The 20,636-nt window shown below is 67.8% G+C and carries 18 protein-coding genes; 4 read left to right on the top strand and 14 right to left on the bottom strand.

Annotated elements, in window-relative coordinates; all coding sequences use genetic code 11:
• Window positions 1-64: 64 nt before the first annotated feature.
• The 12 genes from HW532_RS10015 to HW532_RS09960 all read right to left on the bottom strand — a co-directional run bounded on the left by HW532_RS10015 (window position 65) and on the right by HW532_RS09960 (window position 14,139).
• On the bottom strand, window positions 65-1,309 hold the full coding sequence (locus HW532_RS10015; RefSeq protein WP_213164229.1) for an MFS transporter: 1,245 nt from the start codon (window positions 1,307-1,309) through the stop codon (window positions 65-67).
• Complete coding sequence (locus HW532_RS10010) at window positions 1,297-1,965, bottom strand: SDR family NAD(P)-dependent oxidoreductase (RefSeq protein WP_213164228.1); 669 nt, start codon at window positions 1,963-1,965, stop codon at window positions 1,297-1,299. Before HW532_RS10010 ends, HW532_RS10015 begins: the two co-directional genes overlap by 13 nt.
• The gene (locus HW532_RS10005) at window positions 1,962-2,981 is read right to left on the bottom strand and encodes an ABC transporter ATP-binding protein (protein WP_213164227.1); all 1,020 of its coding nucleotides are present in this window, start codon (window positions 2,979-2,981) and stop codon (window positions 1,962-1,964) included. The genes HW532_RS10010 and HW532_RS10005 overlap by 4 nt, the downstream gene beginning before the upstream one ends.
• On the bottom strand, window positions 2,978-3,940 hold the full coding sequence (locus HW532_RS10000; protein WP_213164226.1) for an ABC transporter ATP-binding protein: 963 nt from the start codon (window positions 3,938-3,940) through the stop codon (window positions 2,978-2,980). Before HW532_RS10000 ends, HW532_RS10005 begins: the two co-directional genes overlap by 4 nt.
• 88 nt (window positions 3,941-4,028) lie before the next feature.
• Window positions 4,029-4,871 carry an ABC transporter permease gene (locus HW532_RS09995; protein WP_213164225.1) on the bottom strand — a complete coding sequence of 281 codons (843 nt, stop codon included), beginning with the start codon at window positions 4,869-4,871 and terminating at the stop codon, window positions 4,029-4,031.
• On the bottom strand, window positions 4,868-5,872 hold the full coding sequence (locus tag HW532_RS09990) for an ABC transporter permease (protein WP_213164224.1): 1,005 nt from the start codon (window positions 5,870-5,872) through the stop codon (window positions 4,868-4,870). Before HW532_RS09990 ends, HW532_RS09995 begins: the two co-directional genes overlap by 4 nt.
• A gap of 82 nt (window positions 5,873-5,954) precedes the next feature.
• Window positions 5,955-7,508 carry an ABC transporter substrate-binding protein gene (locus HW532_RS09985; RefSeq protein ID WP_213164223.1) on the bottom strand — a complete coding sequence of 518 codons (1,554 nt, stop codon included), beginning with the start codon at window positions 7,506-7,508 and terminating at the stop codon, window positions 5,955-5,957.
• A 93-nt stretch (window positions 7,509-7,601) separates the two neighbouring features.
• Window positions 7,602-8,495 (bottom strand): polysaccharide deacetylase family protein, encoded by an 894-nt coding sequence (locus HW532_RS09980; protein ID WP_213164222.1) that lies wholly within the window; start codon window positions 8,493-8,495, stop codon window positions 7,602-7,604.
• Window positions 8,496-8,507: 12 nt separating this feature from the next.
• Window positions 8,508-9,260 (bottom strand): SDR family NAD(P)-dependent oxidoreductase, encoded by a 753-nt coding sequence (locus HW532_RS09975; protein ID WP_246479836.1) that lies wholly within the window; start codon window positions 9,258-9,260, stop codon window positions 8,508-8,510.
• Window positions 9,257-11,269 (bottom strand): hydantoinase B/oxoprolinase family protein, encoded by a 2,013-nt coding sequence (locus HW532_RS09970; protein WP_246479835.1) that lies wholly within the window; start codon window positions 11,267-11,269, stop codon window positions 9,257-9,259. The genes HW532_RS09975 and HW532_RS09970 overlap by 4 nt, the downstream gene beginning before the upstream one ends.
• The gene (locus tag HW532_RS09965; protein WP_213164221.1) at window positions 11,259-13,316 is read right to left on the bottom strand and encodes a hydantoinase/oxoprolinase family protein; all 2,058 of its coding nucleotides are present in this window, start codon (window positions 13,314-13,316) and stop codon (window positions 11,259-11,261) included. The genes HW532_RS09970 and HW532_RS09965 overlap by 11 nt, the downstream gene beginning before the upstream one ends.
• A gap of 1 nt (window position 13,317) precedes the next feature.
• Window positions 13,318-14,139, bottom strand: coding sequence for an IclR family transcriptional regulator (locus tag HW532_RS09960; RefSeq protein ID WP_213164220.1), 822 nt, complete (start codon window positions 14,137-14,139; stop codon window positions 13,318-13,320).
• 312 nt (window positions 14,140-14,451) lie between these two features.
• Between HW532_RS09960 and acuR the strand changes: the two genes are divergently transcribed.
• The 3 genes from acuR (at window position 14,452) to HW532_RS09945 (ending at window position 16,700) form a co-directional block, all read left to right on the top strand.
• Window positions 14,452-15,057, top strand: coding sequence for an acrylate utilization transcriptional regulator AcuR (gene acuR / locus HW532_RS09955; protein ID WP_246479833.1), 606 nt, complete (start codon window positions 14,452-14,454; stop codon window positions 15,055-15,057).
• A complete protein-coding gene (gene acuI / locus HW532_RS09950) occupies window positions 15,057-16,046 on the top strand; it encodes an acrylyl-CoA reductase (NADPH) (RefSeq protein ID WP_213164218.1) in 990 nt (329 codons plus the stop codon). The genes acuR and acuI overlap by 1 nt, the downstream gene beginning before the upstream one ends.
• A 75-nt stretch (window positions 16,047-16,121) precedes the next feature.
• Window positions 16,122-16,700, top strand: a complete 579-nt coding sequence (locus tag HW532_RS09945; RefSeq protein WP_213164217.1) for a peroxidase-related enzyme — start codon at window positions 16,122-16,124, stop codon at window positions 16,698-16,700.
• A gap of 114 nt (window positions 16,701-16,814) precedes the next feature.
• Here HW532_RS09945 and HW532_RS09940 read toward each other — a convergent pair whose 3' ends face one another.
• Window positions 16,815-17,663, bottom strand: a complete 849-nt coding sequence (locus tag HW532_RS09940; protein WP_213164216.1) for a helix-turn-helix domain-containing protein — start codon at window positions 17,661-17,663, stop codon at window positions 16,815-16,817.
• 191 nt (window positions 17,664-17,854) lie between these two features.
• On the opposite strand from HW532_RS09940, the gene HW532_RS09935 reads away from it, so the two are divergent.
• Window positions 17,855-19,075, top strand: a complete 1,221-nt coding sequence (locus HW532_RS09935; RefSeq protein ID WP_213164215.1) for an ABC transporter substrate-binding protein — start codon at window positions 17,855-17,857, stop codon at window positions 19,073-19,075.
• 80 nt (window positions 19,076-19,155) lie between these two features.
• Here HW532_RS09935 and HW532_RS09930 read toward each other — a convergent pair whose 3' ends face one another.
• A complete protein-coding gene (locus HW532_RS09930; protein WP_213164214.1) occupies window positions 19,156-20,592 on the bottom strand; it encodes an NAD-dependent succinate-semialdehyde dehydrogenase in 1,437 nt (478 codons plus the stop codon).
• Between the last annotated feature and the right edge of the window lie 44 nt (window positions 20,593-20,636).

Below are 20,636 nucleotides of genomic sequence, written 5' to 3'. Positions count from 1 at the left end.
GCATGTCCTTTGACTGCCGCGTTTTCCAGCCGCAAAAGCGGTGCCCACCTGTCCTGAAAGCGGTCTAGGCCGGCGGTTTCGAGGCGTGGCGGACATGGCCGGCAATCAGGGCCAGGCCGGCCAGCAGCGGGGTGGCCCCGGAGATCAGAAGACCGGTCGTGTACCCCTCGGTCGCGGTGAACACCGCCTGGATGATCAGGGGGCAGACCACGTAGCCGCTGAAGAGGACGAAGGTTCCGGCGGCCGTGATCTCGCCGACCCGGCCTTCGGGGGCGGCCTCGGCCAGGCCCGTCAGGAACACGCCGTTCCAGGAGACCACGGTGAGGCCCGCGAGCGCCGACAGCAGGCCGACATGGGCGGCGGAACTGTCCGGGCCGATAGTGGTCAGGAGGATCATGGTGAGGCCGGATGCGAAGCAGAGGCCGGCCATCGCACGGACCGGCTCGCCCATGCGGTCACTGAGCCAGCCCATGACGATCCGTCCCGGGACGCCGATGCCTTGAAGCAGGGCGAAGGCGGCGCCCGCGGCGGCCACGGACCAGCCGGCATGGTCGCTCAGGAAGACCGGATAGAACCCCATCACGATGCCCTGCGCGATACCCAGTGCGAAACCGGCCGCGGTCACGAGGCGCAGCCGCGGCGAGGACAGCACCAGCGCCAGCAGCCGGACCGGCGCCAGAACCAGGTCGTGAAGCGGTTTCGCGCCGCGCGCGGACGCGGTGGACTCCGCCGTGCCGCTCCAGAAGCCGAGTGCGAAGGCTGTCGCCATTGCCAGGCCGGAGGCGGTTGCCAATGCGGCCGTGACCCCGCCGAAGCGGGCGGCGACGGCGGGCAGCAGAAGGCCCGCGGCCAGCCCGCCCAGAGGGACGCCGGCCTGCTTTATGGAGAATATGGTTGCGCGCCGTCCCCTGGGCACGATCCGCATCAGGAGATCGCTGCCCGCCGGTGCGGACGGTCCGTAGCCGAAGCCGATCAGGAAGGCGGCGAGCAGCATCCCCTCCCATCGCCCCGCCGCGCAGGCGAGCATCGCGAGCGCCGCCGTCGCACAGCCGAGCTGGAGCTGGCGCAGCGGCTGGACCCCGGCAAGGAGGGCGGGGCCCCAGAGAAAGAAGACCATGCTGCCGAAGCTGGTCGCGGAGGAGAGCTGGCCGACCGCCTCCGGGGGCATGCCGCCGGTTTCCGTCAGCGGCATTCCGAAGATCGGCAGGGTCCGGCTCATCAGCGCGAGCACCGCCTGGACCAGGGTAACCAAGACCACGAGCGGCACCCAGGGCCGGGCCGCCCCGCCGATCCGGGTCAGGCGATCCATTGCATGCCGTCGACGACGATGTCCTGGCCGGTCACGAAGCAGGGTTCGGACAATGCGAGAAAGGCCACCGCCTGGGCGACGTCGGCGGGTGTGCCGGTGCGGCCCAGCGCGATGCCGGCCACCAGTTCGTCCTTGCGGGCGTGGATCATGGCGTTGCCGCGTTCGGTCTCGATCACGCCCGGACAGACCGCATTGACCAGCACATGGGGCGCGAGCTCCTTGGCGAGCGCCCGCGTCATGCCCAGAAGCCCGGCCTTGGCGGCGGTGTAGGAGAACTTGCTGACCGCGCTCGTCACGCCGCCGGAATAGGCGTTCAGCGACGACATCATGACGATCCGCCCCGTCTGGCGCTCCATCATGTGGGGGGCCACGGCGTGCGTCCAGTTGAACGCGCCCTTGAGGTTGATCGCGATGGTGCGGTCGAACGCCTCCTCGTCGATTTCCAGAATGCCCCGGTCGTTGGACCGGCCGGCATTGTTGACCAGCACATCGATCCGTCCGGTCCGGCCCATGGCCTCGATCTCGGTGCGGGTCCGCGCGAGATCCTCCTCGATCAGGTCGACGAGCACGATGTCCAGACCCTGTCTGGCGAGTTCATGGGCGCAGCCCCGGCCGATGCCGCGGCCGCCTCCCGTCACGATGGCGACCTTGCTCATGCGTTCGTCCGTTCCCTTGCCGCGGGCGGCGCGATCTCGCCGGCGAAATGGCAGGCGACCGTACGGCCGTCCATGACACGATCCGCCGGATCCTCCTGCCTGCAGATCGGCCTCACATGCGGGCAGCGGCTCTGGAACCGGCATCCCGGCGGCAGTCGCGCGGCGTCCGGAGGTTCGCCCTCCAGCCAGAAGGTCTCGGTGACCCGGGGACCGTTCACCTTGGGGATCGCGGCAAGAAGCGACTGGGTGTAGGGGTGCCGGGGGGTGTCCATGATCGCGTCGGCCGGCCCGGCCTCGACGATCCGTCCGAGATACATCACCGCAATCCGATGGCACATCAGCCGGACCACCGACAGATCGTGGCTGATGAAGATATAGGTCAGGTCGAATGTGTCGCGCAGGTCGCGGAACAGCCGCAGGACGGTGGCCTGCACCGAAACGTCGAGGCCGGCGGTCGGCTCGTCGAGAATGACGATCTCCGGGTTCAGCATCAGAATGCGGGCGAGGCCGACCCGGCGTTGCTGGCCGCCGGATATCTCGTGCGGGAAGAGATTTGCGTGGCCGGCGGGCAGACCCACCGAGGACAGGATCTCCGCGACCTTCTCGCGCCGTTGCCGACGGTTGAGGGCGGTGTGGATGATCAGCGGCTCTTCCAGCGAGGAACCGATCTTCCAGCGCGGATCGAGCGAGGCGCCGGGGTCCTGATAGGCATATTGCAGGCGGCGGCGCAGGGCGCGCGCTTCGCGCGGGGAGCGCCCGGCGATCTCGCGGCCTTCAAGGAGGATGGATCCCGAATCGGGATGCTGAATGCCCATCAGCGTCTTGCCGAGGGTCGATTTTCCACAGCCCGACTCGCCCACCAGCCCGAGGATCTCGCCGGCCCGAAGGTCGAATGCCACCTCGTCCAGGGCCTTGATCTCGCCTTCGTTGCGGCCGAAGGGACCGCGGATGGGAAAGCGCACGGTCAGGTCGCGCACCGAGAGGATCGGCTCGGTCTGCGGGGATGTGGCGCTCATGCTCTGGCCCTCTCGTCGCGATCTGCGTCGGCTTCGGCGTTCAACGGATGGAAACAGCGCACCATATGGCCGGGTCCCACAGGCTCCGCCGATGGGCGCTTGGCGCATTCGGCCGTGGCGCGGTCGCAGCGGGGTGTGAACCGGCAGCCCGGCGGCGCTGCGAGGACGCTGGGAATCTCTCCGGGAATACCGGTCATCCCGCTATCGCCCTCGGGCCGGCTGGCCAGCAGTTTCGCCGTGTAGGGATGGGACGGGGCATTGAAGAACTCGTCCACCGGCGCGGTCTCCACATCCTGGCCCGCATACATCACGGTAATCCGGTCGCAGATCTCGTAGGCCGAGCCCAGATCGTGGGTGGTCAGCATCACCGCGGCGCCGCGTTCATTGGCAAGCCGGCGCAAGAGGCCGAGGATCTGCGCCTGGATCGTCACGTCCAGCGCGGTTGTCGGCTCGTCGGCGATGATGAGATCGGGCTCGGGAAGCAGCGCCATGGCGATCATCAGGCGCTGGCGCTGGCCGCCGGAGACCTCGTGGGGATATTTCTTGAGCAACTGCTCGGGCCTCGGCAGCTGCACGGCCGTCAGGGTTTCGAGGATCCTCGCCCGGTCCGCCTTGCGGCGGGCGCGGGGATATCCGGTCATCAGAGCAGGCATCCGGCCGGGCCCGGCCTGGCGCAGCGGCGATTTCCACTTCATCAGCTCCTCGATCTGATGGCCGATCGTGAAGACCGGATTGAGCGAGGTGAACGGATCCTGCGGGATGAAGGTGACCCGGCGTCCGCGGACGGCCTGCTGTTCCTCCGTCCGGTCGGCCGACAGCATGTCGAGGCCGTCGAAAACGATGGTGCCGCCCTGGATCTCCAGCGCCGATTGCGGCAGGACGCCCAGGATCGCGCTGGCAAGGGTGGTCTTGCCGCAGCCGGATTCGCCGACGAGCCCCATGATCTCGCCGCGCCGCATGCTCAGATTGGTGCCGCTCAGTATGTGGGCGAAGCCGGCATCCCCCGGAAGCCGAGGCTCAGATTCTCGACCGTGAGGAGTGCACCGCTCATCTGCTTCCCTTTCGCAGCTTGGGATCGAGGATATCGCGCAGCCCGTCGCCGAGGAGATTGAAGCCCATGACCACGAGAAAGATCGCGAGGCCGGGCGCGGCCGCATACCACCAGGCCTCGGGCAGGAACTCGCGCGCTTCGGAGATGGTGCGTCCCCATTCCGGCGTCGGCGGCGGCGCGCCGAGGCCGAGAAAGCCGAGCGCGGCGGCGGTCAGGATCGTCGCGCCCATGCCGATGGAGGTGCGCACGATGATCGCCGATGCCGTGTTGGGCAGGATGTGCAGCACCATGACCCGCCAGTCCGACGCGCCGAGCGCCTGTGCGGCCTCGATGAAGGTCTGGGCCTTGAGCGAGCGGGTCTCGGCATAGACCAGCCGGGCCCAGAAGGGCCAGTAGGTGAGCGACAGGGCGAGGATCACATTCTCCACCGACGGCCCGAGCGTCTGTGCGATGGCGATGGCCAGCACGATCTGCGGGACGGCGAGGAACACGTCGGAAGTGCGCATGAGGACGCCGCCGGGGAAGCCGCCATAGTAGCCCGCGAGCAGGCCGATCGGCACGCCGATGGCGACCGAGACGCCGACGGCGATGAGCGCGATGGTGATCGTGGTGCGCGCGCCGAACAGGATGCGGCTGAAGACGTCGCTGCCCATCCGGTCGGTTCCGAAGAAATGTTCCGCGCTCGGCGGCTGCAGACGGTCGCTGAGGTGGAAGGCGGTCACGTCCTCGGGATAGGGGGCAAGCAGGGGAGCGAGGATCGCGACCAGGATCAGGCCCAGGATGATGGTTGCGCCGAGGATGGCGGCCCGGTCCGATAGGAGGCGGCTCAGGGCAATCATTTCAGGGTCCTCGGGTCGATGAAGGTGTGGACGATGTCGACGAGGAGGTTCACGCCGATGAACACGACGCCGACGACGATCGAGAAGCCCAGGATCGCCTTGGTGTCCGATTGCAGGATGGACTGGACGGCATAGGTGCCAAGCCCCGGCCAGTCGAAGACCGCCTCGACCACGACGGCGCCGGCGAAGAGCGCGCCGAAGATCAGGCCGATCTGGGTGACGGTCGAGATCAGCGCGTTGCGCAGCACGTATTTCCAGACGATCAGCGATGCCGGAAGACCCATGGCCCGTTCATAGAGCACGAAGTTCGAGTTGATGACCTCCAGCACGCCCGCACGGGTAAAGCGCACCAGCGTGGCGGCGGCCGGCAGGGCCAGCGTGATCGCGGGCAGCAGCAGGTGATGCAGCGTGTCCCCGAGCGAGGCCCAGTCGCCGGTCAGAATGGAGTCGACGACGTAGAAGCCGGTGATCTCGTCCGGTCCCCAGCCGGCGATCCGGCCGTTCAGCGGCGTCCAGCCGAGCCTTGTCGAGAAGAACATCTGCAGCTCCATGGCGAGCCAGAAACTGGCCACGGCGAGACCGGATACGGAGAGCACCCGTAATATCTGATCGATCATGGAGTTGCGTCTGACGGCCGATATCACGCCGAGCGGCACGCCGAGACCGATGGCGATGAGCATGGCGGCGATGGTGAGCTCCAGCGTGGCCGGCAGGCGGTTGAGCAGGTCTTCGGAGATCGCGCGTTGCGTATAGAGCGAGCGGCCCAGATCGCCGGTCGCCAGATCGCCGACATAGCGGGCGAACTGAACGGGCAGGGGCTGGTCGAGGCCGAGATCCTCGCGCAGCGCCTGGACCTGCGCCTCGGTTGCGTTCTCGCCCGCGATGATCCGCGCGGGATCGGTCGGGACCACGTTCGAGATGAAGAAGACCACGAAGACGAGGCCGAACAGCGTCGGGACGAACCAGACGAGGCGGGACAGGACGATTTCCAGTCTGCGCATGCGGCAAGCCTCCAATCTACCGGAGCCGGCGCGCAGCGCCCCGAGCGAAAATCGTGCGGGGCGCTGCGGAGTTGGCGGAGGATCAGTCGGCGGGATAGGCCCAGCGCATGTCCTGGCCGTTGCCGACCGGGCAGAAGCGGACGTTACTCACGCTCCTGGCGTAGGGGCCGTACCATTTGGTGTTGTAGATCCAGATGCCCGCGGCATCCTCGTAGACCCTCTTGGTGGCATCCTCGTAGAGCATTGCGCGTTCGTCCCGGTCGGTGACGACCAGCGCCTTCTCGAGCCGCTCGTCCACATAGGCATTGTGGTAATCGGAGACGTTTCGTGTCGGCGCATAGCGCGAACCGTACAGCTCGCCCACCCAGTTGTTGGGATCGACGTAATAGGTGCTCTTCCAGTAGGGCACCATGTCCGGCATGGTCTCGGGATTCTGCATGTTGGAGGAGATCACCGGCCAGGGCGAACTCTCGATCTCGACATCGATGCCGAGCTGCGCCAGCCCGTTCTGCATCAGCGCCGCGGCCTGCTCGGTTTCGGAGAAGCCCGCCAGCGTGCCGATCTTGATCGTGCGGATCTCGTCTCCGTGCTCGGCCTTGTAGGCGTCGAGATACTCCTTCGCCTTCTCCAGGTCGAACTCATAGCCCGGCACGTCCGGCGCGCCCCACAGATTGCCCGGAACGATGGTGGGATTGCGGGCGACCGTACCCTGCATGATCTCGTTGATGTAGCCGTCATAGTCGAAGGCGTGGACCATCGCCATGCGGAAGTTCTTGTCGTCCAGCGGTGCGCGGCCGTTATGCATCGCGATATGGAAGACGCGCATCGATTCCTCCTCGATGATCTGCACGTCCTCGTCGCCTTTCAGGCGCTCCACCTGATCGGGTGCGAGATAGCCGTCGAGGCCCTGGTAGTCGCCGCGCATCAGGCCCTGGATGCGGGTGTTCGTCTCCAGCACCGTGCGGAACTCGATCTCGTCGTAGTATTTCTCGCCCCAGCCCGCGAAATGGTCGGCGAACCGCTCGCCGATGAACCCGCGCGCAGGGTCGTAGCGCTTGAGCATGTAGGATCCGGACCCGGCGACATGGTCGATCAGGTAGTTCTGGCCCCAGTCGTCGTCGACCTCGTGCTCCTTCACCGTCTTGGAATTGACGACAAGGATGTCGGGCACCAGGGAGGCGAAGATCGCCGACGGCTCCTTCAGCGTGAAGGCCACGGTGTGATCGTCGATCGCCTTTGCGTTGCCCGGGTCGATCATCGGCAGGAAGAGCGAGCCCGCGCCCTTCTTCAGCGCCAGCATCCGCTCGAGCGAATAGACCACGTCGGCGGCCGTCATCGGCGTGCCGTCGTGGAAGGTGACGTCGTCGCGCAGATGGAAGGTCCAGGTCAGGCCGTCCTCGCTGACCTCGTGGCTCTTGGCCAGCCACGGGATCAGCTCCGGCGGATTGTCCACCCAGCGATAGAGTCCGTCATAGAAGTTCAGCCGAGACGCCACGCGGGCGACGTCGCGCACCGTATGGGGATCGAGCGTGTCGTAGGCGGAGTTGTTGGCATGGACGTAGCGCTCCTGCGCCATGCCCATTGTCGGGAGTGCGAGCGCCAGCGCGGCGGCCAGCGCCAATATGGTCTTGTTCATGTCTATCCCTCTCCTCTGTCTTCGAGTTGTCCCGGTTTTGTTGTTGGCCGCGCCGGTCGGGCCGGAGCGGCGGGGCGGCGGGTGCCGCGTCGGTCAGGCTGCGTTGTCCCGTGCCCAGGCGACGACCTGAGCATGGGTGGCGAACCAGGCATCGCCCGTGTCCTCGATGCGTTCGATCAACCGCTCGAGGATCCAGATGCGCGAGCGGTAGCCGGTGACATGCGGATGCATGGTCAGCTGGAAGAGCCCACCCTCGGCGTGGGCGGCCTCGAACTCCCGCAGGAAGATGTCGAAGACGGCCTCCGGCGGCGTATAGGGCCGCAGGGCGGAAAAGCGGTTCATGTTGAAATAGACCGCGTCGTCGCGGATCCATTCGACCGGCAGTTCGACGACGCCCGTGTTCCCGCCGTCGAGCAGGAGCTCGTGGCAATCCACATCCGCCATCAGCGAGCTGTCATAGAGCAGCCCCATGTCGCGCGTGATCTCCAGGGTTGCGGGGGAGAAGTCCCAGGACGGCGTCCGGATCCCGACCGGCCGAACCCCGGCGATCGTCTCCAGCGTGTCCGCGGAGCGCATCTGCAGCTCGCGTTCGGCGTCTGGCGGCAGAATGGAGTTGCGCTCGTGGATCCAGCCATGGATCCCGACCTCGTGCCCCTCATCGGCGAACATGCGCGTTTCGTCCGGGTAGAGGAGGGCGACCACAGCCGGGACGTAGAAGCTGGCCTTCACGTCATGACGGCGGAGGATCTCCATGATCCGGGGGACGCCCTGGCGGTTGCCGTACTGGCCCCGGCTCATCGCGCCGATGGACTGGCCGCCGTCGCGCAGCTCGTTGGTCTCGTGGTCCACATCGAAGGACAGGGCCACGGCGCAGCGGGCGCCGCCGGGCCAGGTCGCGGGCTTCAGGCTGCGCCCGGCGCGGACGCGGTTCACCTTGCCGCGCCAGATCTCCTCGGGCCACTCCCAGGGCTGTTGCTCGTCAGACATCGTGCGATCTCCTCAAGGCGACGGGGTTCCCGACACGGACAGGACCTGCCCGGTGATGAATCCGGCCCGGTCGCAGGCGAGAAAGGCGACGGCGGCGGCGATGTCGGCAGGCTCGCCGAGCCGGCGCATCGCGATACCCTCCAGCATCCGCTGCTGGCCCTCCTCGCCATAGCCGGCCCATTGGCGTTCGTAGTCGGGACTGGTGCGCAGAAAGCCCGGCGCGACCGAGTTCACCGTGATCCCGTGGGGGCCGAGCTCGAGCGCCATCTGCCGGGTAAGCCCGACGAGGCCGTGTTTGGCGGAGCAATAGGCCTGGATGCCGGTCAGGCTGGGTTTCAGCCCCGCACCGGAGGAAATGGTGACGATCCGGCCCGAGCCGCGCGCCTTCATGGCGGGAATGACGGCACGCATCACGTTCAGCGCGGACCTGACATTGCCGTCATAGATGGCCATCCACTCCGCGTCGGTGACCTCCTCCAGCGGCTTGGGCGCCTGGCCGCGTACCCCGCCGGCCGCACAGACCGCCACATCGGGCGCAAGACGGCCGAACCGGTCCGTGACGGCAGCGCCGTCGCCGAGATCGATCGTCTCGGCCGTCAGGCGGTCGGGGTATCGTCCGGCCAGGGCCGCCAGCTCCTCGCCGAGGATGTCGGCGGCCACGACCTGCGCGCCGGCGGCGTGGAATTCCGCGACGATCCCGGCGCCGATGCCCCGGGCGGCGCCGGTGACCAGCACCGTTCGGCCGGAGAAGTCGAAGCCGATCATTCCGCCGCCTCCGCGAGGTCGAGGCTTCTGGCCAGTCCGGGCACGCGCCGCTTCACCGCATCGATGGCCGCCAGGACCTCGCTGCCGTCGCCGCGCCGCTCCGTCGCGGGCATGGCGGCGACGTGTTCGAAGACGCTGCGCTTGACGTAGTGGCGCCAATGGACCGGCATGGCGGCGAGCGCTGCGGTCAGGGCCGCGTAGTTCTCGTCCGTCCAGACCGTCTCGAACGCGATCCGGCGGTCGTTGTAACTGAAAGTGGCGGGCTCGGGCGCGGTGTGGCCCGTGCGCAGGGTGGCGGTCGCCGCCTCGTCCACCTGTCCGTCCGCATCCACGACGACGCCGTATTCGGTTTCCGCCGCAGACGGCGTGACGCTGCCGCGCAGCACGTCGCGGACGACGCGCTCCACCGGACGCTCGAAGGGATCGCCCCAGCCCGCGCCGCCGCCCGAGGTGAGGTTGAAGATATCGCCGGGACCGAGGGGCACGACGTCGGTATTGCCGAGATCGATCGCCTCTCCGGCCGGCGTGATCCGCGTGAAGCGGGATGTCGCGCCGGGCCGTCCCCCGTTGCCTCCCCAGGCGGCGAAGACGGAGCGGTCGCGATTGCGGGCGGTGACGATGGTGTCCGGGGTGAAGACCTCCACCTCGAGCTCGGTGGCCATGCCGCCGCGCGCCAGTCCCGGACCGCCGGAATCGGGAACGAGACTGTAGCGGCGGAATTTGATCGGCACCTCGGTCTCGTTGATCTCGACCGGCGTGTTCTTCAGGAAGGAGCTGTTCGCGCCGGAGCCGTCCGTGCCGTCGCCCAGCGCGGAGCCGCCCGCCCCGCCGGTCACCGGATCGATCGAGGCCATGGAGAGCTTGCCGGAGCGCGCATCGAAGGTGCGGACATTGACGATGCCGCCACCGCCCGCGGCGCCGACCGGCAACCGGTCCGGCGCGGCGGCATGGAAGGCGCCCATCGTGACGCCCTGCAACCGCCCGCAGGTGAGCGAGCGCATGCCCACGGCGGCCGGATAGTGCGGGTTCAGCACCGTGCCCTCCGGCACGATGCAGGTCGCCGCGCGCAGGATGCCGCCATTGAGCGGAATGGACGGGTCGAGCGTGTAGAGGCAGTAATTGTAGCCGACCATCAGGAGGATATGGCGCGGATTGCCGCCGGTCGGCATGTTGAGCGCCGATTTGAGCTGCGGGTCGGACCCGGTGAAATCCATCACGATCGCGTCGCCGCGGATCCTGAGGGTCAGATCCAGGCGTACGGGCACACCGTCAGGGCCGTCCTCGTCGAGATAGTCGACGAAACGGAAATCGCCGTCGGGGAGGTCCGCGATCACCGCGCGGGCCCGGGCCTCGCCGACATCGAGCAGATCCTCGATCCCGTTCTTCACGACATCGACGCCGAATTTGCGGATCATCTCGTGCATCTTCGCCTCGCCGGTGTTCACCGCCGCGATCTGCGCGTTGAGATCCCCGCGGTTCTGCTCGGGCATGCGCACATTCAGCATGATCGTGTCGACGAGCTGCCGGTTCAGGACGCCACGGCTCACCAGCTTGGTCGGCCGGAAGCGCACTCCTTCCTGATGGACCTCGCTATTGGCGCGCGACAGGGAGGCCGGCACCGCGCCGCCCATGTCGGTGTTGTGGATGTGGCCGACGGCGAAGGCGACGAGCTCGCCCTCCCAGAAGATCGGCTTCCAGATATGCATGTCGGGCGTATGGGTGCACACGAAGCCCGAATAGGGATCGTTCGTGACGCAGATGTCGCCCTCCTCGTAGTCGTCGATCATGGACAGGGCGCCGGCATAGTCGAGCCCGATGAACCACGTCGCGCCGAGATCGCGCGGGCTGGCGAAGGTCATGCCCGACGGGGTGACCAGCCCGGTGGTGAAATCCTCCGTTTCCTTCACGAAGGTCGAATGGGCCGTGCGGAACAGCGTGTAGGCCATGCTTTCGGCAACTGCCTGGGCATGGTTTTCCAGCACCTTCAACGTGACGGGATCAGTGCGCACCAGAGACCTCCGAGAGCGTCAGGATCAGGTTCCCGCAGGCGTCGACCGTTCCGTGGAAGCCGTCCGGGACAATTGTGGTCGTGTCGTCCTGCGCGATGACGCAGGGGCTGGAGAACGCCGCGCCCGGCGTGAGGTCGCGGCGGTGGAACAGCGCGATCTCGCGCTGCCTGCCATCCAGCCGGGCCATGATCGTCTTGTCCGGAGCCACCATGCGCGGCTCCAGCGCATGGCGGGGAAGGGTGGGCTTGGCCGACTGGCCGGTCACGACGAGGTTGATGGCGATGATCTGGATCGGCGCGTCGGGGTCGGCATGCCCGTAGAGGCGGCGGTGCTCGGCGTGGAAGGCCGTGGCGATCCGCTCGAGATCGCCTGCGGCCAGCGCGTCGGAGTCGATCGCCACCTCGATCTCGAAACTCTGGCCGCGATAGCGCATCTCGCCGGAGGCGAAATAGGCCGGCGTGCCGCCGAAGCGCTGCTCCTCGACCATCCAGCGGCGCGCGCGGTCGCTCAGCCGGGCGATGGTCTCGCGCATGCGCGAGACATTGGCCGGCGCGAGGTCGTAATAGGCGGTCTCGGTAAAGTCGTTGCGCACATCCGCCGTCAGGCCGCCCAGCGCGGACAGGACCCCGGGAGAGGGCGGGACGATAACCCGCTTCATGCCCAGGTCGCGGGCCAGCAGGCAGGCGAGCATGGGGCCGCCGCCGCCAAAGGCGAGAAGGCTGAAATCGTGAATGTCGATGCCGCGTCGCGAGCACAGCTTCGACACTTCGCGGAACATGCCGGAGACGGCGATGCCGACGATGCCTTCCGCCGTTTCCCCGACCGTCGAGCCAAGCTGCGCGGCAAGGGGCTCGATCGCCGCGACCGCCCTGGCCCTGTCGACCTCGACCATGCCGTAGCCCAGCGACGGGATATCGAGGAGGCCGAGGGCGACGAAGGCGTCGGTGATGGTGGCCTGCGTTCCGCCCCGTCCATAGGCTGCCGGTCCGGGGACGGACCCCGCGCTTTCCGGCCCGACCCGGAGGATGCCGGCGCTGTCCATCCGCGCGATGGAGCCGCCGCCTTCGCCGATGGACGTCACCGAGACGGTGGGAACATAGATCGGGAAATCGCCGACCGTCTCGTTCATGCCGTAGCCCGGCTGGCCGTCGACGATGATCGCCACATCGGCGGAGGTGCCGCCGATATCGAGGCTCAAAACCTTGTCCTCGCCCGCCTCGCGGGCCACGAAGGCCGCCCCCATGACGCCGGCCGCGGTGCCGGACAGAAGCATCTCCACGCAGGCGGTCTTGCCGACCTCCACCGACATGATCCCGCCATTGGACTTGGTGATCATCGGTTCGGGATCGACGCCGATGCCGCCGAGCGCGCTCTGCAGGGCGCCGAGATACTGCGACACGCGCGGTTGCACATAGCCGTGGATCACGGCGGTGGAGGAGCGCTCGTACTCCCGGATGATCGGGCGGATCTCGTGGGAGCAATAGACATGCAGGTCCGGCGCGATCTCCCCGATCAGCGCCTTCGCCTCCGCCTCGTGCGCGGAGTTGCGATAGGCATGCAGGAAGGAGACGACGATCCCCTCCGCGCCCCGGCGTCTTGCGGCATCGACCGCATCGCGCAGGCTGCGGGCGTCGAGCGGGGTGTCGATGCTGCCGTCGGCGAGGATGCGCTCGCGCACGCCGAAGACGAGGTCGCGGGCGACCAGCGGCTCGGGGCGCGCCGACAGAAGATTGTAGGGGTCGGGCATCTTCAGGCGCGCCAGCTCCAGCACGTCGCAGAAATGCTCGGTCGTGAACAGCGCCAGGCGGATGCCCTTGCGCATGATGATCGCGTTGATGCCGACGGTGGTGCCGTGGGTGAAATAGCTGATCTCGGAGGGCGCGATGCCGAAGCGCGTCTCAAGCGCCTTCAGCCCGTCAATGACTTCCTGGCCCGGCCGGTCGGGCGTGGTGAGGACCTTCACGGTGGCGATGCCGCCCGCCTCCTCGTCGACAGCACAGAAATCGGCGAAGGTGCCACCGATATCCACGCCCACGCGATACCCCATCTCAAGCGTCTCCTCTCGTTTTCCGGCCTGAGGCCTTGCCTGCGGGCCTGTCCGCCTCCGTGCCCGGCCGGTAGCCCAGCCGGGCGCTGATGCGTGCCGCGCCGTCCAGCACGGCCGCCAGCATCTCCCCCTTGCGCGCCTCGTAGCGGGAGGTGACCGTGGCGATGTCGAGCACCGCCATGACCCGGCCGTCGTCCCTGCGGATCGGCGCGGCGATGCCGGCGCCGCCGGCGGCGTACTGGTCGACGATGGTCCCGTACCCGTCCTCGCGGATGCGCTCCAGCTCGGCGCGGATGCCGGCCTCGTCGGTCACCGTCTTCTCGTTGAAGGGCAAGAGCTCGGTCCGCGCGAAATAGGCGTCGATCACCTCCGGCGGCTGATGGGCCAGCAGGACGCGGCCCATCACCGTCCCGTAACCGGGCAGGGAGTTCTGGTCGGAGGCGTCGTAGCGGATCGGCTGCCGGCTGACGGCCTTGCACACCAGCCGGGCATTCTGCTTTTCCGTGCGCACGCAGACGAACACGGTCTCGTCCAGCCTGTCGCGGATCTCCTCCACGATGGGGGCGGCCACGGAGCGGAGCAGGGCCTCGAAGCCGCCGACCCAGCCGAAGCCGCGGCGGAACTCCTCCACGATTGCGTATCGGTCGCCGCTGTCCTTGGACACATAGCCGCGCGCCACCAGCGTGCTCAGAAGCCCGTAGGTGCTGCTCTTCGGAAATCCGAGCGCCAGCGCCAGATCGTTCAGGCGCATCGGCTCGTTCCGGCTGGACAGCAGTTCCAGAACGTCGAGAACCCGAGCAGCGGACTTGACCTGATTGTTCATATATGTGAACCATATTCCTATTTATGACTCTATCATCGGGGCTGGCCGGCATTTGTCAACTGCCGGTATGGGCCTGGGCGCCATTTTGGGGCAGGCAGGCCCCCGTCCTCCTGTGGCAGGTCCGCGAGGTGTCCCAGGACGCCGGGGACTGATTTTTCCCGTTGGATGAATGACTTGAGAAATATCCGCGCCGTCCGGCCGGTCGCCGATTGAATTTTGGAGACGGTCGGTCTAATAATTCCGGCCATGACGGGAACCCAGCAATCGAGCCCCGCGCGGCGCCGGGGGCGGCCGCCGAAGGACGGCAGGCGGATGGAGGCCGCGCAGGCGCGGCTCCTGAAGGCGGGGGTTGCCATATTGACGGAACGGGGGTTCGGCACGGTCGGGATCGAGGAAATCCTCCGCGCGGTCGATATCCCCAAGGGCTCCTTCTATCACTATTTCGACAGCAAGGCCGATTTCGGCCTGGCGCTCATCGATGCCTATGCCGCCTATTTCGCGCGCAAGCTGGACCGCTGGTTCCTGGACGGGACCCGCGCGCCGCTCGACCGCCTGCGGGACTTCGTGGCCGACGCGCGCGCCGGGATGGAGCGGCACGGCTTCCGGCGCGGCTGCCTCGTGGGCAATCTCGGCCAGGAGATGAACGCCCTGCCGGAACCGTTCCGCGACCGTCTGATCGCCGTGTTCGAGGACTGGGAGGCGAGGACCGCCCGGTGCCTGGACCGCGCGCGGGAGGCGGGCGAGATCGCGCCCGAGGCGGATTGCGCCCATCTGGCGACCGTCTTCTGGATCGGCTGGGAGGGCGCCGTTCTCCGCGCCAAGCTGGAGCGCAGCCCGGTCCCGCTCGACCGGTTCGCCGAAAGTTTCTTCGCCCTCATCGAGAAACGGCCCGCAGCGGCCCCGGAAAGGATATCCTGATGTTCGACGCCATCCTGATCGAGAAGGACGAAAGCGGCCAGACCGCCGGGCTGACCAGGCTCGACGAGGCGCGCCTGCCGGAGGGCGACGTGACCGTGCGGGTCGCCTGCTCCACGCTCAACTACAAGGACGCGCTCGCGATCACCGGGAAGGGGCCGGTGGTGCGCAGCTTCCCGATGGTGCCGGGCATCGATTTCGCGGGCGTCGTCGAGAGCTCCGACCATGACGGCTACAGGCCGGGCGACAGGGTCGTCCTCAATGGCTGGGGCGTCGGCGAGACGCATTGGGGCGGCCTTGCGGAGAAGGCGCGCGTGAAGGGCGACTGGCTCGTTCCGCTCCAGGCCCCCTTCACCATGGCGCAGGCCATGAGCATCGGCACGGCGGGATACACCGCCATGCTCTGCGTCATGGCTCTGGAGCGGCATGGCGTTGCGCCGGGGTCGGGCCCCGTCCTCGTGACCGGCGCGGCCGGCGGCGTCGGCAGCGTGGCGACCGCGGTGCTGGCGAAGCTTGGATACGAGGTCGCCGCCGTGACCGGCCGGCCCGAGCAGGCGGACTACCTGAAGGGCCTCGGCGCGGCGGAGATCCTCGACCGCGCGGAGTTCACCGAGCCGGGACGGCCGCTGGCCAGGGAGCGCTGGGCCGGCGCGGTCGACGTGGCGGGCGGGCAGGTTCTCGCCAATGTCTGCGCCTCGATCCGGTATCGCGGCACGGTCGCCGCCTGCGGGCTTGCCGGCGGCATGTCCTTTCCCGCGACGGTCGCGCCCTTCATCCTGCGCGGCGTGACGCTCGCGGGCATCGACAGCGTGATGTGCCCGCGCGAGGACCGGCTGGAGGCCTGGCGCCGCCTGGCGCGCGATCTCGATCCGGCGATCCTTGAGGGCATCACCGAGCCCGTCGCGCTCGGCGACGTCGTGGAGACGTCGGAGCGCTTGCTGGCCGGGCAGGTCCGCGGGCGCGTGACCGTCCCGCTCGGCGAGGCCGAATAGACCACGGCGCCCCTGCCGCCCGCCGGCGGTCCGGATTCGAGACTTCCCTGACGACAGACCCATGGAGACACCGACATGACCGACACCGCCCCCCGCGTGAGCCGCTTCCCCGTGCCGGAGCTCGCCGACATGCCCGACGACATCCGGGAGCGCATTCTCGCGGTGCAGGAGAAATCGGGCTTCATCCCCAATGTCTTCCTCGTCCTCGCCCATCGGCCGGACGAGTTCCGCGCCTTCTTCGCCTATCACGATGCGCTGATGGACAAGCCCGGCAACCTGACCAAGGCCGAACGCGAGATGATCGTGGTCGCCACCTCCAACCTGAACCAGTGCCAGTATTGCGTGATCGCGCACGGTGCGATCCTGCGCATCCGGGCCAAGGATCCGCTGATCGCCGACCAGGTCGCGGTGAACTACCGCAAGGCCGACATCACCGACCGGCAGAAGGCGATGCTCGACTTCGCCGTGAAGGTCTCGCAGGAGGCCTATGCGGTGGGCGAGGCGGATCTCGAGACGCTCAAGGCCCATGGCTTCAGCGAGGAGGATGCCTGGGACATCGCGGCGATCTCGGCCTTCTTCGGCATGTCGAACCGGCTGGCGAACGTTACCAATATGCGGCCCAACGACGAGTTCTACGCGCTCGGACGGGGGTGAACTCCGTGCCGGACGTCTGACATCCCGGACGCTCGGGCGGCGACGGTGCGCAGACCGGCGGCCTCGCGGTCGACACTACTCTCGGCATGCCCACGGGCAACTGACAAGGCGCCGTCAGCTCTTCGGCCCGGGATGGGCGTGCAGCAGGGCGGGTCCGCCATTGCCCGGCTCGTCGAGATAGGACAGGACGGAGGCTGGCACGGTGTCTGCATCGGCGGGGTGCAGGCCGCAATGTTCCAGCGCGCGGCGCACCTCGACCCTCCGGCCGATCTTCTCCAGCACGACGCGGGCCGCGATGGGCTCGTGCGCCTCGGTCGCGGTGACGCCCATCTTCATGCCAAGGAGCGTCGAGATCCGGCTTCGATAGGGCGGGAAGAGGATCATGTGGGACAGCTCCTCGCCCATGATGGCCTCCTGGTCGAGCATGTGGATGCGGTTGCCCACCTGCAGCAGGAGGCCGAGATACTTGAAGATGTCGGTCCCCGCCGCCGGTTGCGGGGTCGCGCCCGGGCCATGCCGCCGCAGGCGCTCGATGGACTTGTAGAGGACGAGGCCGTCGCTCTCGAAGACGTTGATGAGCGACTTGAGCACCAGCCCCGGCGTGGTGAAGGAATAGCGGAACTCGTAGTAGTATCCGGTATAGCGGGTGAGCTGCGAGGATTGCTGGGCGGCGAGCTTCAGGAGCGAGGAGACGACGGGCGGCGCGAGCTCGGCGGAGATCGGCAGGCTGGGCTTGAGCCGCACGATGTCGCGGAACTGGTCGCTCGGCATGACGATCTCGTATTCCTCCACGCCGAAGAAGTCGCAGAGGCGGCGCATGCTGCTGGCCGACGGGTAGGCGCCGCCGGAGAGATACTTCATGATCTGCTGGCGGTTCATGCCGAGCCGGCGGCTCACCTCCGCGACGGAGGGATGGTAGCTGCACAGAAGGCGCAGGTTCTGCGTGAAGTTCTGCCGGGACATGAGTGGCTGTCGCCTGTCGCTGAGTGTCGCTGTATGAGGTTTTATCGGCGACATAACTATCCGCGATAGCCGATTGTCGCAACCCGTGCCAGCCCGCAAACTGGGGAGGTCGGTCTGTTCCTTGCCGCGCCGGGGGACGTGCGAGGGCGGACAGGCCGGACCACAAACAATCGGTACCAGGGGAAGCAGTCATGACAACTTTCACCCGAATAGCGGCGGCGGCGGCCGTCGCGCTCGCCGCGGGGCTCGGCGCCGCGCAGGCGCAGGAGACTATCAAGATCGGCGGTATCGCGCCCCTCTCGCCGCCCGGCGGCGTGCAGACGGGCGAATCCCTCCGCGACGGGATGATCGTCGCCGTGGAGGAGCTGAACGCCTCGGGCGGCCTTCTGGGCAAGCAGGTCGAGCTCCTCGTGGAGGACACCTCCGGCGTGCCGGAAAAGGGCGTGGCGGCATTCGAGCGCCTGGCGACGGGCGACGAGGTGGCCGCGGTCACCGGCTCCGCGCACAGCGCGGTCTGCTCGGCCGTGGGGCCGGTGGCGCAGAAGACCAACACCGTCTTCGTCGCCGGCGAATGCTGGTCCGACTCCGTGACGGCGGCCCAGATCCCGCAGGTCTTCCGCATCACGGTGGCCAACTCGCTCGTCTATTCGGTGGCCGCCGACTGGGTCAAGGAAGCCGGCTTCAAGAACATCGCCATCATCTCGGAGAATTCCGACTGGGGATTCGGCATCATCGACGTGTTCACCAAGAACCTGGAGAACACGGGCGCGAAGGTGACCTCGTTCACGGCCGAGCGCACGGTGTCCGACTTCACGCCGCAGCTCCTGCAGCTCAAGCGTGCCGACCCCAAGCCGGACCTGATCGTTGCGGGATTCACCGGCTCCAACCTCCTGCTCATGCTGCGCCAGGCCTACGATCTGGGCGTGGCGCCGACGGCGGACACGGCGATCTTCGCCGCGGGCGCCGACGTGCTGGAGCCGGAGTTCTGGGACGTGATGAACGATGCCGGAAAATATGTGATCGGCAATCCGGCGGGGCTGCCCGGCAAGCCCGACACGCCGCTGTCGCGCAGCTTCTCCAAGGCCTATCAGGAGAAGTTCGACCGTCCGGCGAACGCGGTGGCCATGGAGGGCTATGACGGCGTGATGGTGATCGCGGAGGCCATCAAGGCCGCCGGCAGCACCGACAGCGACGCCATCCAGGCCGAGCTCCGCAAGATGAAGTGGGACGGCACGCGCGGCCAGATCCACTTCCCGCAGACGACCGAGCCCGCCTGGGCCTTCCAGCAATGGCCGGACGTGCCGATCTTCGTGATCCAGTATGACGAAACCGGTCAGACGCCGTCGCAGGCGGAGATCCTGTGGCCCAAATCGTCGGCCACCACGGACGAGCTGGTCATGAAGCCGGAGTAATCCTCAGGCGAAGGCGACAGCGGAACCGAGAGGGGCCGCGCCGGTCGGACGGCGCGGCCCTTTTTGTCTTGCGGCCCGTCTCAGTCCATCTGGGTGACGAGGCGGGTGTCGAGATAGGCCTCGGTGGCGTCCGAGCCGCCCTCGGTGCCGTAGCCCGAATCCCGGATGCCGCCGAAGGGGACCTCCGGCAGGGCGAGGCCCAGATGGTTGATGGTCAGCATGCCGGCCTGCACGCGCGAGCGCAGCTTGTGGGCCGTCGAGGAGCTACCGGTGAAGGCATAGGCGGCGAGGCCGAAATCCAGGCGGTTGGCCTCCTCCAGCGCTGACTCGGCATCGTCGAAGCGGTTGATGACGGCGAGCGGGCCGAACGGCTCCTCGTTCATCACGCGCGCGGAGGTCGGCACGTCGGTCAGCACCGTCGGCTCGAAGAAATAGCCCTTGTTGCCGATGCGGTGGCCGCCCGTCTCCAGCTTGGCGCCATGGTCCACCGCGTCCTGGATCATCGCCTCCATGGTCGGAATCCGGCGCTCATTGGCGAGCGGGCCCATGGCCACGCCCTCATCCATGCCATTGCCGACCTTGGTCGCTTTCGAGGCCTCCACGAAACCCTCGACGAAGCGGTCGGCCACCGCCTCTTGCACCAGGAACCGCGTCGGCGAGACGCAGACCTGTCCGGCATTGCGGTATTTGTGCGTCGCCATCATGGAGACGGCCTTGTCGATATCGGCGTCGTCGAACACCAGAACCGGGGCATGACCGCCGAGCTCCATGGTGGCGCGCTTCATGTGCAGGCCGGCGAGCGCGGCGAGTTGCTTGCCGACGGGCGTGGAGCCGGTGAACGAGATCTTGCGGATGACCGGGTGCGGGATCAGATATTCGGAGATCTCCGCCGGGGTGCCGTAGACAAGATTGACGACGCCGTCGGGAATGCCGGCATCGACGAAGCAGCGGATCAGCTCAGCCGGCGAGGCGGGCGTCTCCTCCGGCCCCTTGACGATGATCGAGCAGCCGGTGGCAAGCGCCGCGCAGAGCTTGCGCACCACCTGGTTGATGGGGAAGTTCCACGGCGTGAAGGCGGCGACGGGGCCGACCGGCACCTTGATGGTCATCTGGGTGACGCCGGGCGCGCGCGACGGGATCACCTGGCCGTAGGTGCGCCGCGCCTCCTCGGCGAACCAGTCGATGGTGTCGGCGCCGCCAAGCGTTTCCGCCTTCGCCTGGCCGAGCGGCTTGCCCTGCTCGGCGGTCATCATGGCGGCGATCGCGTCGGCGCGCTCGCGCAGCAGGCCGGCGGCCTTGCGCATCAGCTTGTAGCGGTCGAAGGCGCCGGTGTTGCTCCACACCGCGAACCCCTTGTCGGCGGCGGCAAGCGCCCGGTCGAGGTCCTCCCTGGAGGCATGGGCGACCGTGCCGATGGTCTCCTCGGTGGCCGGGTCGATCACCGGAAGCGTCCTGCCTCCGGTCGCCTCGCACCAGCTGCCGTCGATGAAAAGCGTCGTGTTCGGATAGCTCGTCATACAGTGTTCCTTCCTTGTCTGTTTCGTGTGCCGGACCGGCGCGC

The sequence above is a fragment of the Kaustia mangrovi genome, from assembly GCF_015482775.1.
Classification (GTDB): Bacteria; Pseudomonadota; Alphaproteobacteria; order Rhizobiales; family Im1; genus Kaustia; species Kaustia mangrovi.
This window is presented reverse-complemented; position numbering and strand designations above follow the sequence as displayed.